Raw genomic sequence first — 17155 nt, forward strand, 5'->3', positions numbered from 1 at the left:
GCGAGGCGCTCGGCCCCTCGCGCGAAGTTCCGCGAGCTCAGCTCGCCGCCTCAGCTCCCGACGTGTTCGTCGCGGCACCGGCATCGGCCGCCGCGAGCCGCTCCAGTGCGGCCAGGGCCACGTCGCGGTCCGTCGTGGTCCAGAACGGCGGCAGCGACGCCCTCAGGAAACCGCCGTAGCCCGCCGTCGCGAGCCGCGAGTCCAGGACGGCGACGACACCGCGATCCCCGCGGCTGCGGATCAACCGACCCGCCCCCTGAGCGAGGCGCACGGCGGCATGGGAGGCCGCGACGGCCATGAAGCCGTTGCCGCCGGCCCCGGCGACCGCACGGGTGCGCGCCGTCGAGAGCGGGTCGTCCGGCCGGGGGAACGGGATCTTGTCGATGACGACGAGCCGGCACGCGGGCCCGGGCACGTCGACGCCCTGCCACAGCGACATGGTGCCGAACAGGCAGGTGTCGGGATCCGCGGCGAACTGCTCGATGAGCGCCGCCGTGCTGCCCTCCCCCTGGCACAGGATCGGCACGTCGAGCTTCTCGCGCAGCACGTCGGCCGCCTGCTCGGCGGCGCGGCGGGCCGAGAACAGTCCCAGGGCGCCACCGCCGGACGCCCGGATCAAAGCCTCCAGCTCCTCGAGGGCGGCCGGGGAGATGCCCTGCGAGGGCCGCGGCAGGTGCTTGGCCACGTAGAGCACGCCCTGGCGCGGATAGTCGAACGGGGAGCCGACGTCGACGCCGGTCCAGGCCGGAGCGCCGGCGCCCTGCAGCCCGAGCGCGCCGGCGACGGGCTCGAACGCGGCGCCGATGGCCAGGGTCGCGGACGTGAGCACGACGGTCCGGTCGGCGAACAGGCCGTCGCGCAGGCGCCCGGCCACCGAGAGCGGCGCGATCGTCAGGGTCGCGGGATCGGTCGGGTCCGCCTCGGCGTAGCCGGTCTGCGGCGACCAGTGCCCCGGGCGGGAGACCCACACCGCGTCGCTGGCGGGCGCGGCGGCGAGCAGGCGCTCGGCCACGTCGTGCACCTGGGTGAGGCGGGAGCGGGCCATCTGCCGGCCGCCGTCGGCCGCCGCGCCCTGCGTGGGCTTCGAATCGGAGAGCGCGGCGCGGGTCGCGGCCAGCATCCGGTTGACGGCGGTCGCCGCCTCCTCGTCGAGTCCGCGCGCGAGCAGCCCGGTCGGGGCGGTCGCCAGGGCGGCGTCGAAGCCGTCGGCGGCCTCGTGCAGGGCGGTGACGTCGATCGCAGTGTGGCGGCGCGCGGCGGTCGCGGCGGTGTGCACCATCGTGGAGGAGAGCTGACCGGTCACAGCGCCGGTCACCCGGTCGGCCAGTTCGTGGGCCTCGTCGATGACGGCGACGTCGTAGTCCGGCAGCACGGCCAGGCCCTCGAAGGCGTCGATCGCGAGCATCGCGTGATTGGTGACGACGACGTCGGCCTCGGCGCCGCGCTGCCGGGCCCGCTCGCTGAAGCACTCGGCGGCCACGGGGCACCGCTGCGCGCCGATGCACTCCATGGCGCTGACCGACACCTGGCGCCACGCGCGTTCGGACACGCCAGGGCGCAGCTCGTCGCGGTCCCCGGTGTCGGTCTTCTCGGCCCACTCCCGCAGGCGGGTGATCTCCCTGCCGAGCGCGCTGATCGGGCCGTCGGCGCGCCCGGTGTCGTTGCGGGAGGCCCCCGGGTGCGGGGCGGCCGTGTCCGCTGCGAGGCTGAAGAGGGTGTCGGCCGGGTCCTCCTCGGCGGGGAAGCCGCCGTCGAGCTTGTGCCGGCACACGTAGTTGCCGCGCCCTTTGACGAGGGCGACGTCGATCGGCCGGTCCAGTTCGGGTGCGAGGGCGTCGAGCAGCCGGGGCAGGTCACGGCCGACGATCTGGGACTGCAGGGCGAGCGTCGCGGTGGCCACGAGCACGGGCCGGTCCGCGTCGAGGGCGTGCCGGATCAGCGGGACCAGGTACGCCAGGGACTTGCCGGTGCCGGTGCCCGCCTGCACGAGCAGGTGCCGACCGTCGGCGATCGCCGACTCGACGTGCTCGAGCATCGCGCGCTGCCCGTCGCGGCGCTCACCGCCCAGACCGGCGACCGCGGCGTCGAGCAGCGCGGTCGCCGAGGCGGTCGGGCCGGCGTCGGCGGCGCCCGCATCGGCCCGCCCCTTGCCGCGCTGGTCGGTACCGCGTTGGGCCTTCCCGGTGCGCGGGGCGGCGTCGGCGCTCACGCGGTCACGACGAACGGGTCGAGCAGGGGCCGCAGCCCGGCCCGCACCCGCACGGTCAAGCGCGTCCCGTCGGGATCGTGGTGCAGGGTGACGATCTGCGCGTCCGGCCCGTGCAGTCGCGAGAGGACGTCGCCCCGCTCGTACGGGACGAGCAGGTCGAGCGCCTGGTCCGGCCGCGGGATCGTGGCGGCGATCCGTTCCTTCAGCTCGGCAATGCCCTTCCCGGTGCGGGCGGAGACGACGATGCTCGACGGCTCGCGCCGGCGCAGCCGCTCGAGGGTGAACTCGTCGGCGGCGTCCGCCTTGTTCAGGACGATGATCTCCGGGATGTCCCGCGCGTCGACCTCGGCGAGGACCTCGCGGACCGCGGCGATCTGCCCCTCCGGGTCGGGGTGCGAGGCGTCGACGACGTGCAGGATGACGTCCGCGTCGGCGACCTCCTCGAGCGTGGACCGGAACGCCTCGACGAGCTGGGTGGGCAGGGACCGGACGAAACCGACGGTGTCGGCGAGCGTGTAGCCGATGCCGTCGTCGGTCTCGGCCTTGCGCACGGTCGGGTCCAGGGTCGCGAACAGGGCGTTCTCGACGAGCACACCGGCGTCGGTGAGCCGGTTCAGCAGCGAGGACTTGCCGGCGTTGGTGTACCCGGCGATGGCGACCGAGGGCACCTCGTTGCGGCGCCGATTGCCGCGCTTGGTCACCCGGGCCGGTTCCATCGCCGCGATCTGGCGGCGCAGCTTGGCCATGCGCGTGCGGATGCGGCGCCGGTCCAGCTCGATCTTCGTCTCACCGGGACCACGGGAGCCGATACCGCCACCGGCGACGCCCACGCGCCCACCGGCCTGCCGGGACATCGACTCGCCCCAGCCACGCAGGCGCGGCAACAGGTACTCCAGCTGCGCGAGCTCGACCTGCGCCTTGCCCTCGCGCGACTTGGCGTGCTGGGCGAAGATGTCGAGGATCAGGGCCGTCCGGTCGATGACCTTGACCTTGACGATGTCCTCGAGCCCACGCCGCTGGGACGGGGAGAGCTCGGAGTCGACGACGACGGTGTCGGCGCCGGACGATGCGACGATGGCGCGCAGTTCCTCCGCCTTGCCGGAGCCGAGGAAGGTGCCGGGATCCGGCGTCAGGCGGCGCTGGACGATGCCGTCGAGCACCTCGGAGCCGGCGGTCTCGGCGAGCGCGGCGAGTTCGCGCAGGGAGTTCTCGGCGTCCGCGGCGGTGCCGGCGGTCCACAGGCCGGCGAGCACGACGCGCTCGAGGCGCAACTGCCGGTACTCGACCTCGGTGACGTCCTCGAGTTCGGTGGACAGCCCCGCGACGCGGCGGAGTGCGCGCCGATCGGCGCGGTCGTCCTGGTCGCCGTCGTAGTCGGTGCGGTCCTCCTGACCCTCGGCGAGGGCCAGGGCACGGCGGTCGAGGATGCGGTCGGCCGTGTTGTTGCCGGCCGCGTGGTTCCCGGCGGTGTTGTTGCCGGCTGCGCCGGGGTTGCCGTTGCGGTGGGTGCGGCCACCGGCGTCGGTGACGGCGTCCTCCCGGGCCAGGATGCGATCGATGACGCCCTGCATGTCCTCGGGACCCAGTTCGCGGGCCGGAGTGGACGTGGTGGGCTGTCGGGGGTGGGTCATGGTCTCCTTGATGCTCTGCCGTCCGGCGCATCCGCGATTCGTCGTGATGAGGTTCGTGGCGGTGCAGCCGGGTATCTCCATGGTAGTCGCCACCCCGTCGGACGGGACGGATTCTCCACAGGCGTCAACGTCGACGCCGGCGGGTCTCTTCCCGGTCCTTCCACGCCGTCGGGCGGATCGCGCCGCCCGGCCGCGTCCGGCGTCGCCCGGGTGGATCGCTACGCTGGGACCGATGTCCGAGCACTACTTCTCCGCGCAGCCCTCCGGCCCCCTGACGGTCCGCCCCGTGACCGTCACCCTGGCCGATCGCACGGTCACCGTCAGCACGGCCGGCGGTGTCTTCAGCCCCGACGCCGTCGACAAGGGCACCGCCGTGCTGCTCAAGCACGCCCCCGAGCCGCCGGCCACCGGGCGCTTCCTCGACCTCGGCTGCGGATGGGGGCCGATGGCGCTCACGCTCGCGCTGCGCTCCCCCGAGGCCGACGTCGTCGCCGTCGATGTCAACACGCGGGCGCTCGAGCTCGTGCGGCGCAACGCCGCGACGCTCGGGCTGGACCGGATCCGTGCCGCCGAGCCGGACGAGGTGCCCGCCGGCGAGGAGTTCGACCTGATCTGGTCCAACCCTCCGATCCGGGTGGGCAAGGCCGTGCTGCACGACCTGCTGACCACCTGGGTGCCGCGGCTGGCGCCGGGCGGGACGGCGCTGCTCGTCGTGCAGAAGAACCTCGGCGCGGACTCGCTGCAGCGCTGGCTCAGCGACACCCTGTCCGAGCGACACGGCGACGCGTTCACGGTGGACCGCGCCACCACCGACAAGGGCTTCCGGCTCATCGAGGTCGTCCGCGCCGACTGAGAGCTGCTTCGGGCTGTCGCGTCGGAGACCGATCAGAGCGTCGGAGACCGATCAGAGCAGGTCGACGCGTCCCACCAGCACCGCCGGACCGCTCAGTTCGACGTGCTCGGTGCCGTCCGCCGCGGGGGTGAACGCCACGCCGACGACGCCACCCGGGACGGCGACGGTGTACCGGTCGGGCGCGCCCGTGCCGGCCCAGAAGCGGATGGCCGCGGCCGCGGCACAGGCTCCGGTGCCGCACGACTGGGTCTCCCCCACGCCGCGCTCGTGCACCCGCATCGCCAGGGCGGCGACGCCGTCGGCAGCCACGAGCGGGTCGGCCGGCACGACGAACTCGACGTTGGTGCCGGCGGGCGGCAGCGGGTCGACGCTCGGCGCGCGCACGAGTGCGAGCGCGTCCAGCTCGTCGGTCGAGGCGAGCGCGACGACGGTGTGCGGGTTGCCCATGCTGATGGAGACGGCGGGCCGGTCGACGTCGACGCCGTTCGTGCGCACCAGCGCGTCGGTGCCCCGCTCCTGCGCGGTGGCCGCGTCGATGAGGGTCCACGGTCCCATGTCCACGGCGTACCCGCCGTCGACGACCCGGACGTACTTGACGCCGGCGCGGGTGCCGACGGGCAGCACCTGGCCGGGCTCGACGGTGGCCAGGCCCTCGCGGCGCACGAACTCGGCGAATACCCGGACCCCGTTGCCGCACATCTCCGACAGGGAACCGTCCGCGTTGCGGTAGTCCATGAACCACTCGGCGGCCGGCTCGGCCTCGAGCAGCGCACGGCCCTCGGGCAGCAGGCGGGACGGGACGGCGCGGATCATCCCGTCGGCGCCGATACCGCGGTGGCGGTCGCACAGGGCGGCCGCGGTGGGCTCGTCCACGGGGCGGGTGCCGTCGGGATCCGCAAGGAGGACGAAGTCGTTGCCGGTGCCGTGACCCTTGGTCAGGGTGACGCCGGCCCAGCGCTCCGCGGCGCGGGCCAGGACGTCGTCGTGCACCGCGTTCGGCGACGGTGCCGCCGCGGAATCGGCGTCGGGCGTGGCAGAGGCCGGCGTGGCGGAGGGCATGGTTCCAGCGTAGCGCCCGGGCCTTCCCGCCGGCTCGTGGAGGGACGTCCGCATCGGACTTCTCGGGGGGAGCAGTCGCGGACGGGGTCAGCGCAGGTGCGCGAGGGCGGCGTCGAGGAGGCCGGCCCGATCGGTGCGGTCGACGTCGAGCCAGTGGAGGCGCGGGTCGGCGCCGAACCACGTGCGCTGCCGCTTGGCGAACCGCTGGGTGGCGGTGACGGTATCGGCGATCGCATCCGCTTCGGTCATCGTGCCGTCGGCGACGGCGAGGAACTGGGCGTAGCCGATGGCGCGGGAGGCGGTGCGGCCGTGCCGCAGGCCGGCGGCGTCGAGCCGCGCGACCTCCTCGGCCAGACCCTGCTCGACCATCGCGTGCACGCGGGCGTCGAGCCGGTCCCGCAGCGCCGGGGTCGGCAGTCGCAGCCCGAGCTGGACGGTGGGACGCACGTACTGGCGGTCGGGCATGAAGGAGCTGAACGTCCGGCCCGTGAATTCGTGCACCTCGAGGGCCCGGATCACGCGGCGCGCATCGTGCAGGCGTCCCGCGGCGACCGGGTCGACGGCGGCCAGGCGGGTGCGCAGCGCGTCCAGCCCGGAGGCCTCGGCCTCCGCCTCGAGGCGCGCCCGGATCGCGGGATCGGTACCGGGCAGCTCCAGCCGGTCCAGGGCCGCCCGCACGTATAGCCCCGAGCCACCGACGAGGACGACGCGGTGACCGCGCTCGGTGATCTCGTCGATCGCGGCGCGGGCCTGCTGCTGATAGGTCGCGACGGAGGCCTCGTCGGTCACGTCGAGCACGTCGAGCAGGTGGTGCGGGACGCCTCGCCGCTCGCCGACCGGCAGCTTCGCGGTGCCGACGTCCATACCGCGGTAGAACTGCAGCGCGTCGGCGTTGACGATCTCGCCGTCCAGCGCGAGGGCCAGGTCCACGGCGAGGTCGGACTTGCCGGTGCCGGTCGGCCCGACGACGGCGATGACCGGCGGCCGCTCCGTCATCGCCCGCTCACGGCCGGCAGCTCAGGACGGGCTGTTCACGACGGGCACGCCCAGCGGCGTGGTCACGGCCGGCGGGCACGACGCTCAGGCCCGGCCGGGCAGCCCGGGCATGCCCAGCGCAACGGCGCCGGCCCGGCCGTTCGCCGCGCCGGCCGACGCCGGGACGGGCACACCGCACGACTCGGCCTGGGCGCGGTCCCACGCGGCGCCGGCGCGGGTGCGGCGCAGGGCGTACTGGTCGGCCACGGGGTCGGCGATGAGGTGGTACGGCGCGGCCGCGGTGATCGGGACGGTGACCATGTCCCCCGGTCGCGGCACTCCGGCGCCGGCGGGGACCGCGACGTGCACGAGCCGGTTGTCCCGGGCCCGGCCCGACACCCGGCCGGTGGCGTCGGCCTTCGCGCCGGTCGCCGCGGTGATCATGACCTCGGCGGTGCTGCCGACCAGGGCCCGGTTCTCCTCGCCGCTGATGCGTTCCTGCAGCGCGATGAGCCGCTCGTACCGCTCCTGGACGACGGCCTTGGGCACCTGGTGGTCCATCGTGGCCGCCGGGGTGCCGGGGCGGATCGAGTACTGGAACGTGAACGCGGACGAGAAGCGGGAGGCCTCGACGACGTCGAGCGTGGCCTGGAAGTCCTCCTCCGTCTCGCCGGGGAAGCCGACGATGATGTCCGTCGTGATGGCCGCGTGCGGAAGCCGGTCGCGCACCTTGTCGAGGATGCCGAGGAACCGGGTGGAGCGGTAGGACCGGCGCATCGCCTTCAGGACGGCGTCGCTGCCGGACTGCAGCGGCATGTGCAGCTGCGGCATGACGTTGGGGGTCTCGGCCATCGCGTCGATGACGTCGTCCGTGAAGGCCGCCGGGTGCGGGCTCGTGAAGCGCACCCGTTCCAGCCCGTCGACGGTGCCGCAGGCGCGCAGCAGGTCCGCGAACGCGCCGCGCTCACCGAACTCGACGCCGTAGGAGTTGACGTTCTGGCCGAGCAGGGTGACCTCGACGGCGCCGTCGTCGACCAGGGCCCGCACCTCGGCGAGGATGTCACCGGGCCGGCGGTCCCGCTCCTTGCCGCGCAGCGACGGCACGATGCAGAACGTGCACGTGTTGTTGCAGCCGACCGAGATCGACACCCAGCCCGAGTGCACGGACTCGCGCCGCGTGGGCAGCGTCGAGGGGAACACGTCGAGCGACTCGAGGATCTCCAGCTCGGCCTGCTGGTTGTGGCGCGCCCGGTCCAGCAGGGTGGGCAGCGAGCCGATGTTGTGGGTGCCGAAGACGACGTCGACGACGGGCGACTTCGCGAGGATGGTGTCGCGGTCCTTCTGGGCGAGGCAGCCGCCGACGGCCACCTGCATGCGCGGGTTGGACCGCTTGGCGCCCACGAGCTGGCCGAGGTGGCCGTAGAGCTTGTTGTCCGCGTTCTCCCGCACGGCGCACGTGTTGAAGACGACGATGTCCGCGTCGCCCTCGCCGGCCGTCTCGGGCACGGGCACGTATCCGGCGGCGTCGAGCAGTCCGCTGATCCGCTCGGAGTCGTGGACGTTCATCTGACACCCGAAGGTGCGGACCTGGTAGGTGCGGGGCGCCTCGGCCTCGGTCGTGACGGGTGCGGCGGTGGACACGGTCGAACTCACCGCACCAGCGTACCGAGCGGGCGGGGACGGCCCGAACGTGCCCTGGCCGCACACCGGGTTCGACGGACCCCGGGCGTGTCAGTACCAGCCGGCGGACTGCTCGTGGCCCCAGGCCCCGCACGGTGAGCCGTACCGGTCGGCGATGTACCCGAGGCCCCACTGCACCTGGGTGCGGTAGTTGGTGAGCCAGTCGGCACCGGCGCTGGCCAGTTTCGAGGCGGGGAGGGACTGCGGGATGCCGTAGGCGAGGCTCGACGGGTTGGTGGCGGTGGTCTGCCACCCGGATTCCCGGTCCCACAGCGGGACGAGGCAGGCCATCTGGTCCTGGCCCCACCCGTGGGCACCGAGCAGGGAGGCGGCCCAGGCCTGCGCTGCGGCCGGGTCGTTGACGGCCCCGGTGGGCGCGGTGGTCAGCAGGGCCGGGTCGACGGCGGTATCCGACGGCGCGGGCGGGGCGGCAGGCGCGGGGGCGGCAGGTGCCGGCGCCTGCTGCTGCGCGGCCTCCTGGGCAGCAGCCTGCTGAGCGGCTCGTTGCGCTGCCTGCTGCTGGGCGGCTTGCTGGGCGGCACGTTGCGCCGCCTGCTGCGCTGCTTGCTGAGCGGCCTGCTGGGCCTGTTGGGCCGCCTGTTGCTGCGCCTGCTGGGCGGCCTGAGCGGCTGCCTGCGCGGCGGCCCGTTGTGCGGCCAGTGCCGCGGCCGCCCGCTGGGCCGCTTCCTCGCGGGCACGACGTGCGGCCGCCTCGCGTGCGGCGGCCTGGGCCGCCCGGTAGGCCTCCGCGCGGCGGACCCCGTCGCGGTAGGAGATCTCGGCGCGTGCCGTGGTGCCCTTCAGCAGGGCGAGCTGGGCGTAGAGCTCGGTTCGGTGCGCCTGCTGGGCGGCGACGATGCGTGCGGCTTCCTGCTGGGCGGCGACCGCGGCCGCCAGGGCCTGACGCGCGGCGTCCGCCGCACGGTCCCGCACCTGCTGCGCCGCGCCGGCCTGCGCCTCGAGCGCGGCGAGGGCGTTGAGTCGGGAGCGGTAGTCCTCGACGGTGCGGCCCGTTCGGGAGAGCACGGCGTGGAGGACCCCGAGCTCGCGGGCCTGGTCGAGGGTCTGCGGCACCACGAGCATCGTCGCCGTCCCGGCGTTGCGCCAGGCGGCGGCGGCGAGGAGCCCGACGACGCGGGACGAGGACGCCAGTCGGCGGGCGGCGTCGTCACGTCGCTGCCGGAGGACGTCCGCCGTGTACTGCGCGGCGTCGGCGGCCTGCTGGGCCTCCGCCTGGTCGGCGAGCCGCTGCACGGCGAGGTCGGCGGCCCGCGCGGCGTCGTCCTCCTGGCGGCCCAGCAGCGCGGTCACGACGCCGATCTCTCGTGCCTTGTCGGCCTCGCTCTTCCGAGCCCGGCGCACCTGGTCCCAGCTCGGGTAGGCGCCCGGACCGGCCTGCGCGGCGGGCACGGGAGTGAGCACCCCGAGGCCCAGGGCGAGGGAGAGGACGACGACGCAGGTGACGGGCCGTCGGCCCGGCCGCGCGCGCCGGCGATCGGCGGTGACCATGATCACACAGGCTAGGTCGCCGCACGCGCCCGACCGCGCGAACGGGGCGGGACACGCCGAGAAGACACGCCGAAAGCGGTGCTCGGGACCCCGGGGCGCCGTATCCGGAGCCTCAGTCCTCGAAGATCCGGTACTGCTGACTCCTCCAGCTGCTCAGTCCTCGGGGGCGAACCCGCTCGCGTCGTCGTCGGCGCCGAGCACCTCGCTCACGGCGCGGAAGGCGGTCCCGGGCGGGTAGCCCTTGCGGGCGAGCATGCTGACGAGCCGCCGCACCACACGGTGGCGGTCTCCGTCAGCGGAGGCGAGCAGGCTCCGATCAGCGGCGGTGACCTTGCGGCGGACGAGCGCGAGTGCGCCCTCGTACTCCTGCTCGTCGCTGACGTCGGCGAGGGCGTCGGCGACGGTGTCCCGGTCCACTCCCTTGAGCGTCAGCTCGCGCCGCAGAGCGGACCGGCCGAGGTGCCGGTACTCGACGCGGCTGCGGACCCACATGCGGGCGAACTCCGCGTCGTCGACCAGGCCGAGCTCCTCGTACCGGTCGAGCACCGTGGTGGCGGCATCGTCGGGCACGTTGCGGTCGGCGAGCTTCTGAGCGAGTTGCGCCCGGCTCTTCGCCGACCCGGTGAGCTGCCGCAGCACGATGCTGCGTGCCACCTCCTCCGGGTCGGCCTCGGCGTCCGGCGTGTCCGGTCGGCGGGCGGTGCGGGCCTCGGGGTCCTCCCCCGCTCCCGCTTCGCGGGAGCGCCGCCGGCGGCCGCCCCGTCGATCAGAAGCCGTCGTCGTCCCCGACCGCCTTCAGCTGCGGGGCGTCCTGCTCCGCCTCGGCACGGACCCCGATGCCGAGCTTCTCGCGGATGCGCCGCTCCAGCTCGTCGGCCAGCTCGGGGTTGTCCTTGAGGAACTGCCGGGCGTTCTCCTTGCCCTGCCCGAGCTGGTCCCCGTCGTAGGTGAACCAGGCGCCGGACTTCTTGACCAGGCCGTGCTCGACGCCCATGTCGATCAGGCCGCCCTCGCGGGAGATGCCGTGGCCGTAGAGGATGTCGAACTCGGCCTGCTTGAAGGGCGGCGCCATCTTGTTCTTGACGATCTTCGCCCGGGTGCGGTTGCCGACCGGGTTGGCGCCGTCCTTGAGCGTCTCGATGCGGCGCACGTCGATGCGGACGGACGCGTAGAACTTCAGCGCCTTGCCGCCGGTGGTGGTCTCCGGGCTGCCGAAGAACACACCGATCTTCTCACGCAGCTGGTTGATGAAGATGGCGGTGGTCTTCGTCTGGTTGAGGCGACCGGTGATCTTCCGCAGCGCCTGGCTCATCAGACGGGCCTGCAGACCGACGTGGCTGTCACCCATCTCGCCCTCGATCTCCGCACGGGGCACGAGGGCGGCGACGGAGTCGATGACGACGATGTCGAGCGAGCCGGAGCCCACCAGCATGTCCATGATCTCGAGCGCCTGCTCACCGGTGTCCGGCTGGGAGACGAGCAGGGCGTCGGTGTCGACGCCGAGCTTCTGGGCGTAGTCGGGGTCCAGGGCGTGCTCGGCGTCGATGAACGCCGCGATGCCGCCGTTGCGCTGGGCGTTGGCCACCGCGTGCAGGGCCACGGTCGTCTTACCGGAGGACTCGGGGCCGTAGATCTCGACCACGCGGCCACGGGGCAGGCCGCCGATGCCGAGGGCCACGTCCATGGCGATGGAGCTGGTCGAGATGGTCTCGATGGGGGCGCGCGTCTCGTCACCGAGGCGCATCACCGAGCCCTTGCCGAACTGCTTGTCGATCTGGGCGAGGGCGGTCTCGAGGGCCTTCTGGCGGTCGGCTGGTGCCGGCATGTTCCACCTCTTCGGTCGTGGCCGCGGAGGCCAGGTGTTTCGGACTGGTGCGGACCCGGTGCGGATCCGACGTCTGCAACGCTAGGCGGCGGCACCGACAAAAGCAGCGGAGCCGTTCTGCCTGTGGACAACGACTCGACGGCGCCCACCGCACGACCGGCGCGGACTGCGTGGGGCCCTGCCGCCGGGTTGCTCGTTCTGACGTCGAGCCTACTGCGATCCGAACAGATATTCGAAGGTTCGGCGCGGCGTGTTGCCCCTCGATCGATGGGCCGGGGCCGGGCGCATCAGACGCGGCCTCAGCGGCGCGGCGGGATGTCCCGGCCGAGACGGCGGGACTCGGGCACGTCCTGCGCGTCGCACACGGCGAGCCACACCTCGCGCGGGTCGGCGCCTGTGTCGATGGCGTCCACGACGCTGCGGCCGCCGAGGCGCGACAGCACGAGGTCCCGGGCGAGCACGCGGGAGTAGGCGACGCCGAACTCGTCGTCCATCAGTCGCCAGAAGTGGCTGGTGCGCATCGTCGTTCCTGTCGAGAGCTCGCCGGGAGGGTCCCGGCGCGACGATGGGGCCCGCCGGACGGCCGGCGAGCCCCATCGGGGTACGTGGTGGACGGCGTGCGTCGTCCCTGGTGGTCGGGCTCAGACGCGCCCGGAGTACATCGTACGGAACTGTTCGGGCACCTCGTCGGGGATCTCCGTGACGAACTCGCGGGACAGATCCGTCGGCACCGTGTCCGGGACCGTCACCCCGTCGGCGACGGCGAGCCGGTCGCTGACCTCGCGCAGGAGGAGGGACAGCGGGACGTCGAGCGCCGAGCAGATGGAGGACAGCAGTTCCGAGGAGGCTTCCTTCTGGCCTCGCTCCACCTCGCTGAGGTAGCCGAGCGACACCCGGGCGTCATGGCTGACCTCGCGGAGCGTCCGGCCCTGGCGTTGACGGACATCGCGCAGCACATCGCCGATCTCGTGGCGCAACAGCACCATCGTGCGCTCCTTCTGGTCGTGTTTCGTGTCGTCGGCCAGACCCACGTCGCGCCAACGGACGACGCCGTTCACGGTTACGGGTTCCTTCACCATCTGTGCGTCAACTCCTGTTCGGGGTGGACCCCGCGCTGCCGCAGCCTCGCGGTGATCCCATGCTACCGGGGCTTTCGACGCCGGTTCACTGATCACAACCGTCTGACGTCATGTTTTGTTCCGGCTCGGCCGGGGCCACGTCATCCGTCTCCGGTCGTCACCGGGTTCTCCCCAGCGTAGGGGCGCGGGCTGTGGGCCCACTGGCGCGAAGCTGGGGGTCGACTGAGCGACCGCGGGACGCCCGTCACCGCAGCAGGAGGACGACGCCGATCAGACGGTCTCGACGGCCTCGAGGAGGGCGGCCAGCGCGGCGTCGCGCGCGGCGACCCGGACCGCGTCCCGGTCCCCCGCGAACTGGTGGAGGGCGGCGCTCGCCCCGGCGTGGGTGGCCACCCCGATCCAGACGGTGCCGACCGGTTGGCCGTCGTGCGGCTCGGGGCCCGCGACGCCGGTGGTCGCGACGGCGACGTCGGCGCCGGTCGCCGTGCGGGCGCCGGCGGCCATCTGTGCCGCCACCTCCGGGTCGACGGCGCCGTGAGAGGCCAACCGGCCGGGGTCGACGCCGAGCAGGGCGACCTTGACGTCCCGGTGGTAGGACACGACGCCGCCGCGCACGGCGGCGGAGGCGCCGGGCACGTCGACGAGGGCCGCGCACACGGCACCGCCGGTCAAGGACTCGGCGGTGGCGACGGTCAGGCCGCGTTCGACCGCGGCCGCGATCACCCGGCCGGGCTCGACCCGCGACCCGGCGGCCTCAGGCACGCGTGCCCTCGCGGCGCAGCCGGAGGGCGTCCCGCACGTAGGCGACGCCCGTGACGACGGTGACGACGAGGGCCGCGGCCATCACGATCCAGCCGAACCACAGGGCCCAGGAGCCGAGGACGGTGCCGAGCGGCATGAGCAGCAGGATGATCGCGGCGGCCTGCAGCACCGTCTTGAGCTTGCCGCCCGCAGACGCCGCCATGACGCCGTAGCGGATGACCCAGAAACGCAGGGCCGTGATCCCCCACTCGCGGACCAGGATGACGATGGTGACCCACCACCACAGCTCGCCGAGGACCGAGAGCATCACCAGTGCGGAGCCGGTGAGCAGCTTGTCGGCGATGGGGTCGGCGATCTTGCCGAAGTTCGTCACGAGCCCGCGTGACCGCGCGATGTCACCGTCGAGCTTGTCCGTGTAGATCGCGACGACGAACAGCGCGGCCGCGAGCCAGCGCAGCAGGCCGTGGGCTCCCCCGTCGGCGGCCAGCAGCACGATGAACACGGGCACCAGCACGATGCGGATGCCGGTCAGCACGTTCGGCAGGTTCCAGGAGGAGACCGGGGAGGTGTGCGGTGCCGGGGTGCTCATCCGTCAAGGCTACCGTCGGCCGGACCCGGCGGTGCTGCCGTCAGCGCCCGGTCAGGTTCCAGGCGTCCTCGGAGTCGTCCCCGTCGGCGTCGTCGTGGTAGTCGATCGCCTGCGTCCGCCCGTCGAGGTCGGCCTCGACCAGGTCGCTCCCCCATTCACCGCCGTGGTCGGCAGACGATCCGGCGGCGGCCGCCGGAGCCGGCGGCTCGTCGCCGCGGATGGCGGCGAGGGTCGCCCCGAGGTCGTCGGGCTTGACCAGCACCTCGCGCGACTTCGGCCCGTCGGAGGGTCCGACGACCCCGCGGGACTCGAGCAGGTCCATCAGGCGCCCGGCCTTGGCGAAACCGACCCGGAGCTTGCGCTGGAGCATCGACGTCGACCCGAACTGGGTGTTGATGACCAGCTCGGCGGCCGAGAGCAGCAGGTCGAGGTCGTCGCCGATCTCCTCGTCGATCTGCTTCTTCTCCGCCTGGACGGTGACGTCGTCGCGGTAGACGGCCTGCAGCTGGCTCTTGACGTGCTCGACGACCTGGTGGATCTCGGACTCGGTGACCCAGGCGCCCTGGACACGCATCGGCTTGGAGGCGCCCATCGGCAGGAACAGGGCGTCGCCCTGACCGATCAGCTTCTCCGCGCCGGCCTGGTCCAGCACGACGCGGGAGTCGGTGACGGACGAGGTGGCGAACGCCATCCGGGAGGGCACGTTCGCCTTGATCAGGCCCGTGACGACGTCCACCGACGGCCGCTGGGTGGCGAGCACGAGGTGGATGCCGGCGGCGCGGGCCAGCTGGGTGATGCGCACGATCGAGTCCTCGACGTCGCGCGGGGCGACCATCATGAGGTCGGCGAGCTCGTCGACGATGACCAGCAGGTACGGGTACGGCTTGATGACCCGCTTGGAGTCGGGCGGCGGGGTCACCTTGCCGTTGCGGACGGCCTTGTTGAAGTCGTCGATGTGCTTGTACCCGTAGGTGGACAGGTCGTCGTAGCGGGCGTCCATCTCGCGGACGACCCACTGCAGCGCCTCGGCCGCCTTCTTCGGGTTGGTGATGATCGGGGTGATCAGGTGCGGCACGCCCTCGTAGGCGGTCAGTTCGACGCGCTTGGGGTCGACCATGACCATCCGCACCTCGTCCGGCGTGGCCCGCATGAGGATCGACGTGATCATCGAGTTGACGAACGAGGACTTGCCCGCGCCGGTGGCGCCTGCGACCAGCAGGTGCGGCATGCGGGCGAGGTTGGCGACGACGAAGCCGCCCTCGACGTCCTTGCCGACGCCCATGACCATCGGGTGGTCGGTCTTGCGGGCGTTGTTCGAGCGGAGCACGTCGCCCAGCGACACGGTCTCGCGGTCGGTGTTCGGGATCTCGATGCCGATGGCGGACTTGCCGGGGATGGGTGAGAGGATGCGCACGTCCGCCGAGGCCACCGCGTAGGCGATGTTCTTGCTCAGGGCGGTGACCCGCTCGACCTTGGTGCCGGAGCCGAGCTCGATCTCGTACCGGGTGACGGTCGGGCCGCGGGAGAACCCGGTGACCTCCGCGTCGACGCCGAAGTCGGTGAGCACCTTGGTCAGGGCGGCGACGACGGCCTCGTTCGCGGCGGACCGCTCCTTGGGCGGCGTGCCCGGCGTGAGGACGTCCGAGGCCGGGAGGGTGTACGTGACGTCGCCGGAGAGCTGCAGCTGCTCGGAGCGCTGCGGGATCGGGGTGGGCGGCATCTGGGGGGCCACCGGGGTGGACCGGACGGTGGTCAGCGCCTCGGTCGGCCGGCTGTCGGAGTCGAGCCCCTGCTCGGCGCGCAGCTTCGCGGCGGCCTGCTCGGCGCGGGTGGGCCGGCGGACCCCCGGCGGTACCGCCGGAGAGGACTGCACCGCCGGCTGCGGCGGCGTGGCGGGCACGGCCGGGATGTCCGCGGTGGCGGGGTCCGCCTCGTCGTCGAGCAGAGCGCGCTCGAAGGCCTCGTCGCCGTCGTAGCCGTCCAGGTCGGTGTGCTGGTCCTCGCGGTCCTTGCGGCCGAACCGCTTCTTCTTCCCGCGCCGGGGCGCGGGAGCGTCCCCGCGGTAGTGCTCGTCCAGGTAGGAGCGGTCGTGCTCGTCGGCCGCGGCCCGCGGCTGCTGGCCGGTCAGGTGTTCGTAGAGCTCGCGCAGCCGGGCGGGGATCCTCCCGAACGGGGTGGCCGTGATGATGAGCAGGCTCACGAAGGCCAGGGCGAGCAGCAGGACGAGGGTCCCGGCCGGGGTGATGATCTGGCTGAGCGGGCTGGCGGCCAGGAAGCCGATCATGCCGCCGGCGGCCCAGAGCTGGTCGACTCCGGCGGAGATGGTGGGAGCGCCGAGGGCGAGGTGGGCAACGCCGCAGGAGGCGACGGTGAGCACGGCCAGGCCGATGGTCACGCGGTTGTTGGCGCTCGTGGCCGTGGGGGCCCGCATCAGCCGCAGGCCGAGGATGACGAGCACGAACGGCAGGATCAGGGCGATGGAGCCGAAGGTGCCGGCGGCGACGGCGTGCACGCCGCGCGCGAACCACCCGGACAGGGACCACCACTCGACGGCCGCGACGAGGCCGGCGAGGAGGACGAAGAACAGGGCGCGGCCGTCACGGCGGTCCTCGGGCTCGAGGCCCTCGACGCGGTGACCGACGGCACGGACGGCGTTGCCGACGCCGTGGGCGAGTCCGAGCCAGGCGCCGCGGACGGCGCGGACCGGCAGGGAGGGCCGGTCGTCGGGCTGCGGGGCGCGCGAGGAACCGCTCGAGCGGGCGGAGGACCTGCCGGTCCCGCCGCCGGAGCGGGTGGATGCTCGCGACGCGCTGCCCTTGCCCTGGCGGGCGGGGGCGGGGGAAGTACGGGTCGCCATGTTTCCACGGTACCGTCCGAGGCCCCGTCAGGCCGGGACCGACGTGGCCCCGTCCGGCGGGATCAGACCCTGGCCGTCCACATCCGGCCGAGCCCGGACGGGCCGAGCCGGACATGGACCCGGCGGG

General features: G+C 73.5%; 14 protein-coding genes. 1 reads left to right on the forward strand and 13 read right to left on the reverse strand.

Annotated elements, in window-relative coordinates:
• Positions 1–37 precede the first annotated feature (37 nt).
• A complete protein-coding gene (locus V6N00_RS15690; protein WP_334233894.1) occupies positions 38–2092 on the reverse strand; it encodes an ATP-dependent DNA helicase in 2055 nt (684 codons plus the stop codon).
• Positions 2093–2205: 113 nt separating this feature from the next.
• On the reverse strand, positions 2206–3840 hold the full coding sequence (gene hflX, locus V6N00_RS15695) for a GTPase HflX (protein ID WP_334233785.1): 1635 nt from the start codon (positions 3838–3840) through the stop codon (positions 2206–2208).
• A gap of 232 nt (positions 3841–4072) precedes the next feature.
• On the opposite strand from hflX, the gene V6N00_RS15700 reads away from it, so the two are divergent.
• On the forward strand, positions 4073–4693 hold the full coding sequence (locus tag V6N00_RS15700) for a class I SAM-dependent methyltransferase (RefSeq protein WP_334233788.1): 621 nt from the start codon (positions 4073–4075) through the stop codon (positions 4691–4693).
• A gap of 51 nt (positions 4694–4744) precedes the next feature.
• On the opposite strand, the gene dapF is transcribed toward V6N00_RS15700, so the two are convergent.
• From dapF to V6N00_RS15755, 11 genes are all read right to left on the reverse strand, one after another.
• Positions 4745–5752, reverse strand: a complete 1008-nt coding sequence (gene dapF / locus V6N00_RS15705) for a diaminopimelate epimerase (RefSeq protein WP_334233789.1) — start codon at positions 5750–5752, stop codon at positions 4745–4747.
• A gap of 87 nt (positions 5753–5839) precedes the next feature.
• A complete protein-coding gene (gene miaA, locus V6N00_RS15710) occupies positions 5840–6748 on the reverse strand; it encodes a tRNA (adenosine(37)-N6)-dimethylallyltransferase MiaA (RefSeq protein ID WP_334233791.1) in 909 nt (302 codons plus the stop codon).
• An 84-nt stretch (positions 6749–6832) separates the two neighbouring features.
• Positions 6833–8380, reverse strand: a complete 1548-nt coding sequence (gene miaB, locus V6N00_RS15715; RefSeq protein ID WP_334233793.1) for a tRNA (N6-isopentenyl adenosine(37)-C2)-methylthiotransferase MiaB — start codon at positions 8378–8380, stop codon at positions 6833–6835.
• Between the two features lie 78 nt (positions 8381–8458).
• A complete protein-coding gene (locus V6N00_RS15720; protein WP_334233795.1) occupies positions 8459–9916 on the reverse strand; it encodes an aggregation-promoting factor C-terminal-like domain-containing protein in 1458 nt (485 codons plus the stop codon).
• 153 nt (positions 9917–10069) lie between these two features.
• Positions 10070–10570, reverse strand: a complete 501-nt coding sequence (locus V6N00_RS15725) for a regulatory protein RecX (protein WP_334233797.1) — start codon at positions 10568–10570, stop codon at positions 10070–10072.
• A gap of 112 nt (positions 10571–10682) precedes the next feature.
• Positions 10683–11741 (reverse strand): recombinase RecA, encoded by a 1059-nt coding sequence (recA, locus tag V6N00_RS15730; protein WP_334233799.1) that lies wholly within the window; start codon positions 11739–11741, stop codon positions 10683–10685.
• A 299-nt stretch (positions 11742–12040) separates the two neighbouring features.
• Positions 12041–12262 carry a DUF3046 domain-containing protein gene (locus V6N00_RS15735; protein ID WP_334233801.1) on the reverse strand — a complete coding sequence of 74 codons (222 nt, stop codon included), beginning with the start codon at positions 12260–12262 and terminating at the stop codon, positions 12041–12043.
• A 120-nt stretch (positions 12263–12382) separates the two neighbouring features.
• Positions 12383–12820 (reverse strand): helix-turn-helix domain-containing protein, encoded by a 438-nt coding sequence (locus V6N00_RS15740; protein ID WP_334233803.1) that lies wholly within the window; start codon positions 12818–12820, stop codon positions 12383–12385.
• 270 nt (positions 12821–13090) lie between these two features.
• A complete protein-coding gene (locus V6N00_RS15745; protein WP_334233805.1) occupies positions 13091–13582 on the reverse strand; it encodes a CinA family protein in 492 nt (163 codons plus the stop codon).
• Complete coding sequence (gene pgsA, locus V6N00_RS15750) at positions 13575–14171, reverse strand: CDP-diacylglycerol--glycerol-3-phosphate 3-phosphatidyltransferase (RefSeq protein ID WP_334233807.1); 597 nt, start codon at positions 14169–14171, stop codon at positions 13575–13577. Before pgsA ends, V6N00_RS15745 begins: the two co-directional genes overlap by 8 nt.
• Positions 14172–14211: 40 nt before the next feature.
• On the reverse strand, positions 14212–17028 hold the full coding sequence (locus V6N00_RS15755) for an FtsK/SpoIIIE family DNA translocase (RefSeq protein ID WP_334233809.1): 2817 nt from the start codon (positions 17026–17028) through the stop codon (positions 14212–14214).
• Between the last annotated feature and the right edge of the window lie 127 nt (positions 17029–17155).

The organism is Tersicoccus mangrovi (genome assembly GCF_036881825.1).
Lineage (GTDB): Bacteria > Actinomycetota > Actinomycetes > Actinomycetales > Micrococcaceae > Tersicoccus > Tersicoccus mangrovi.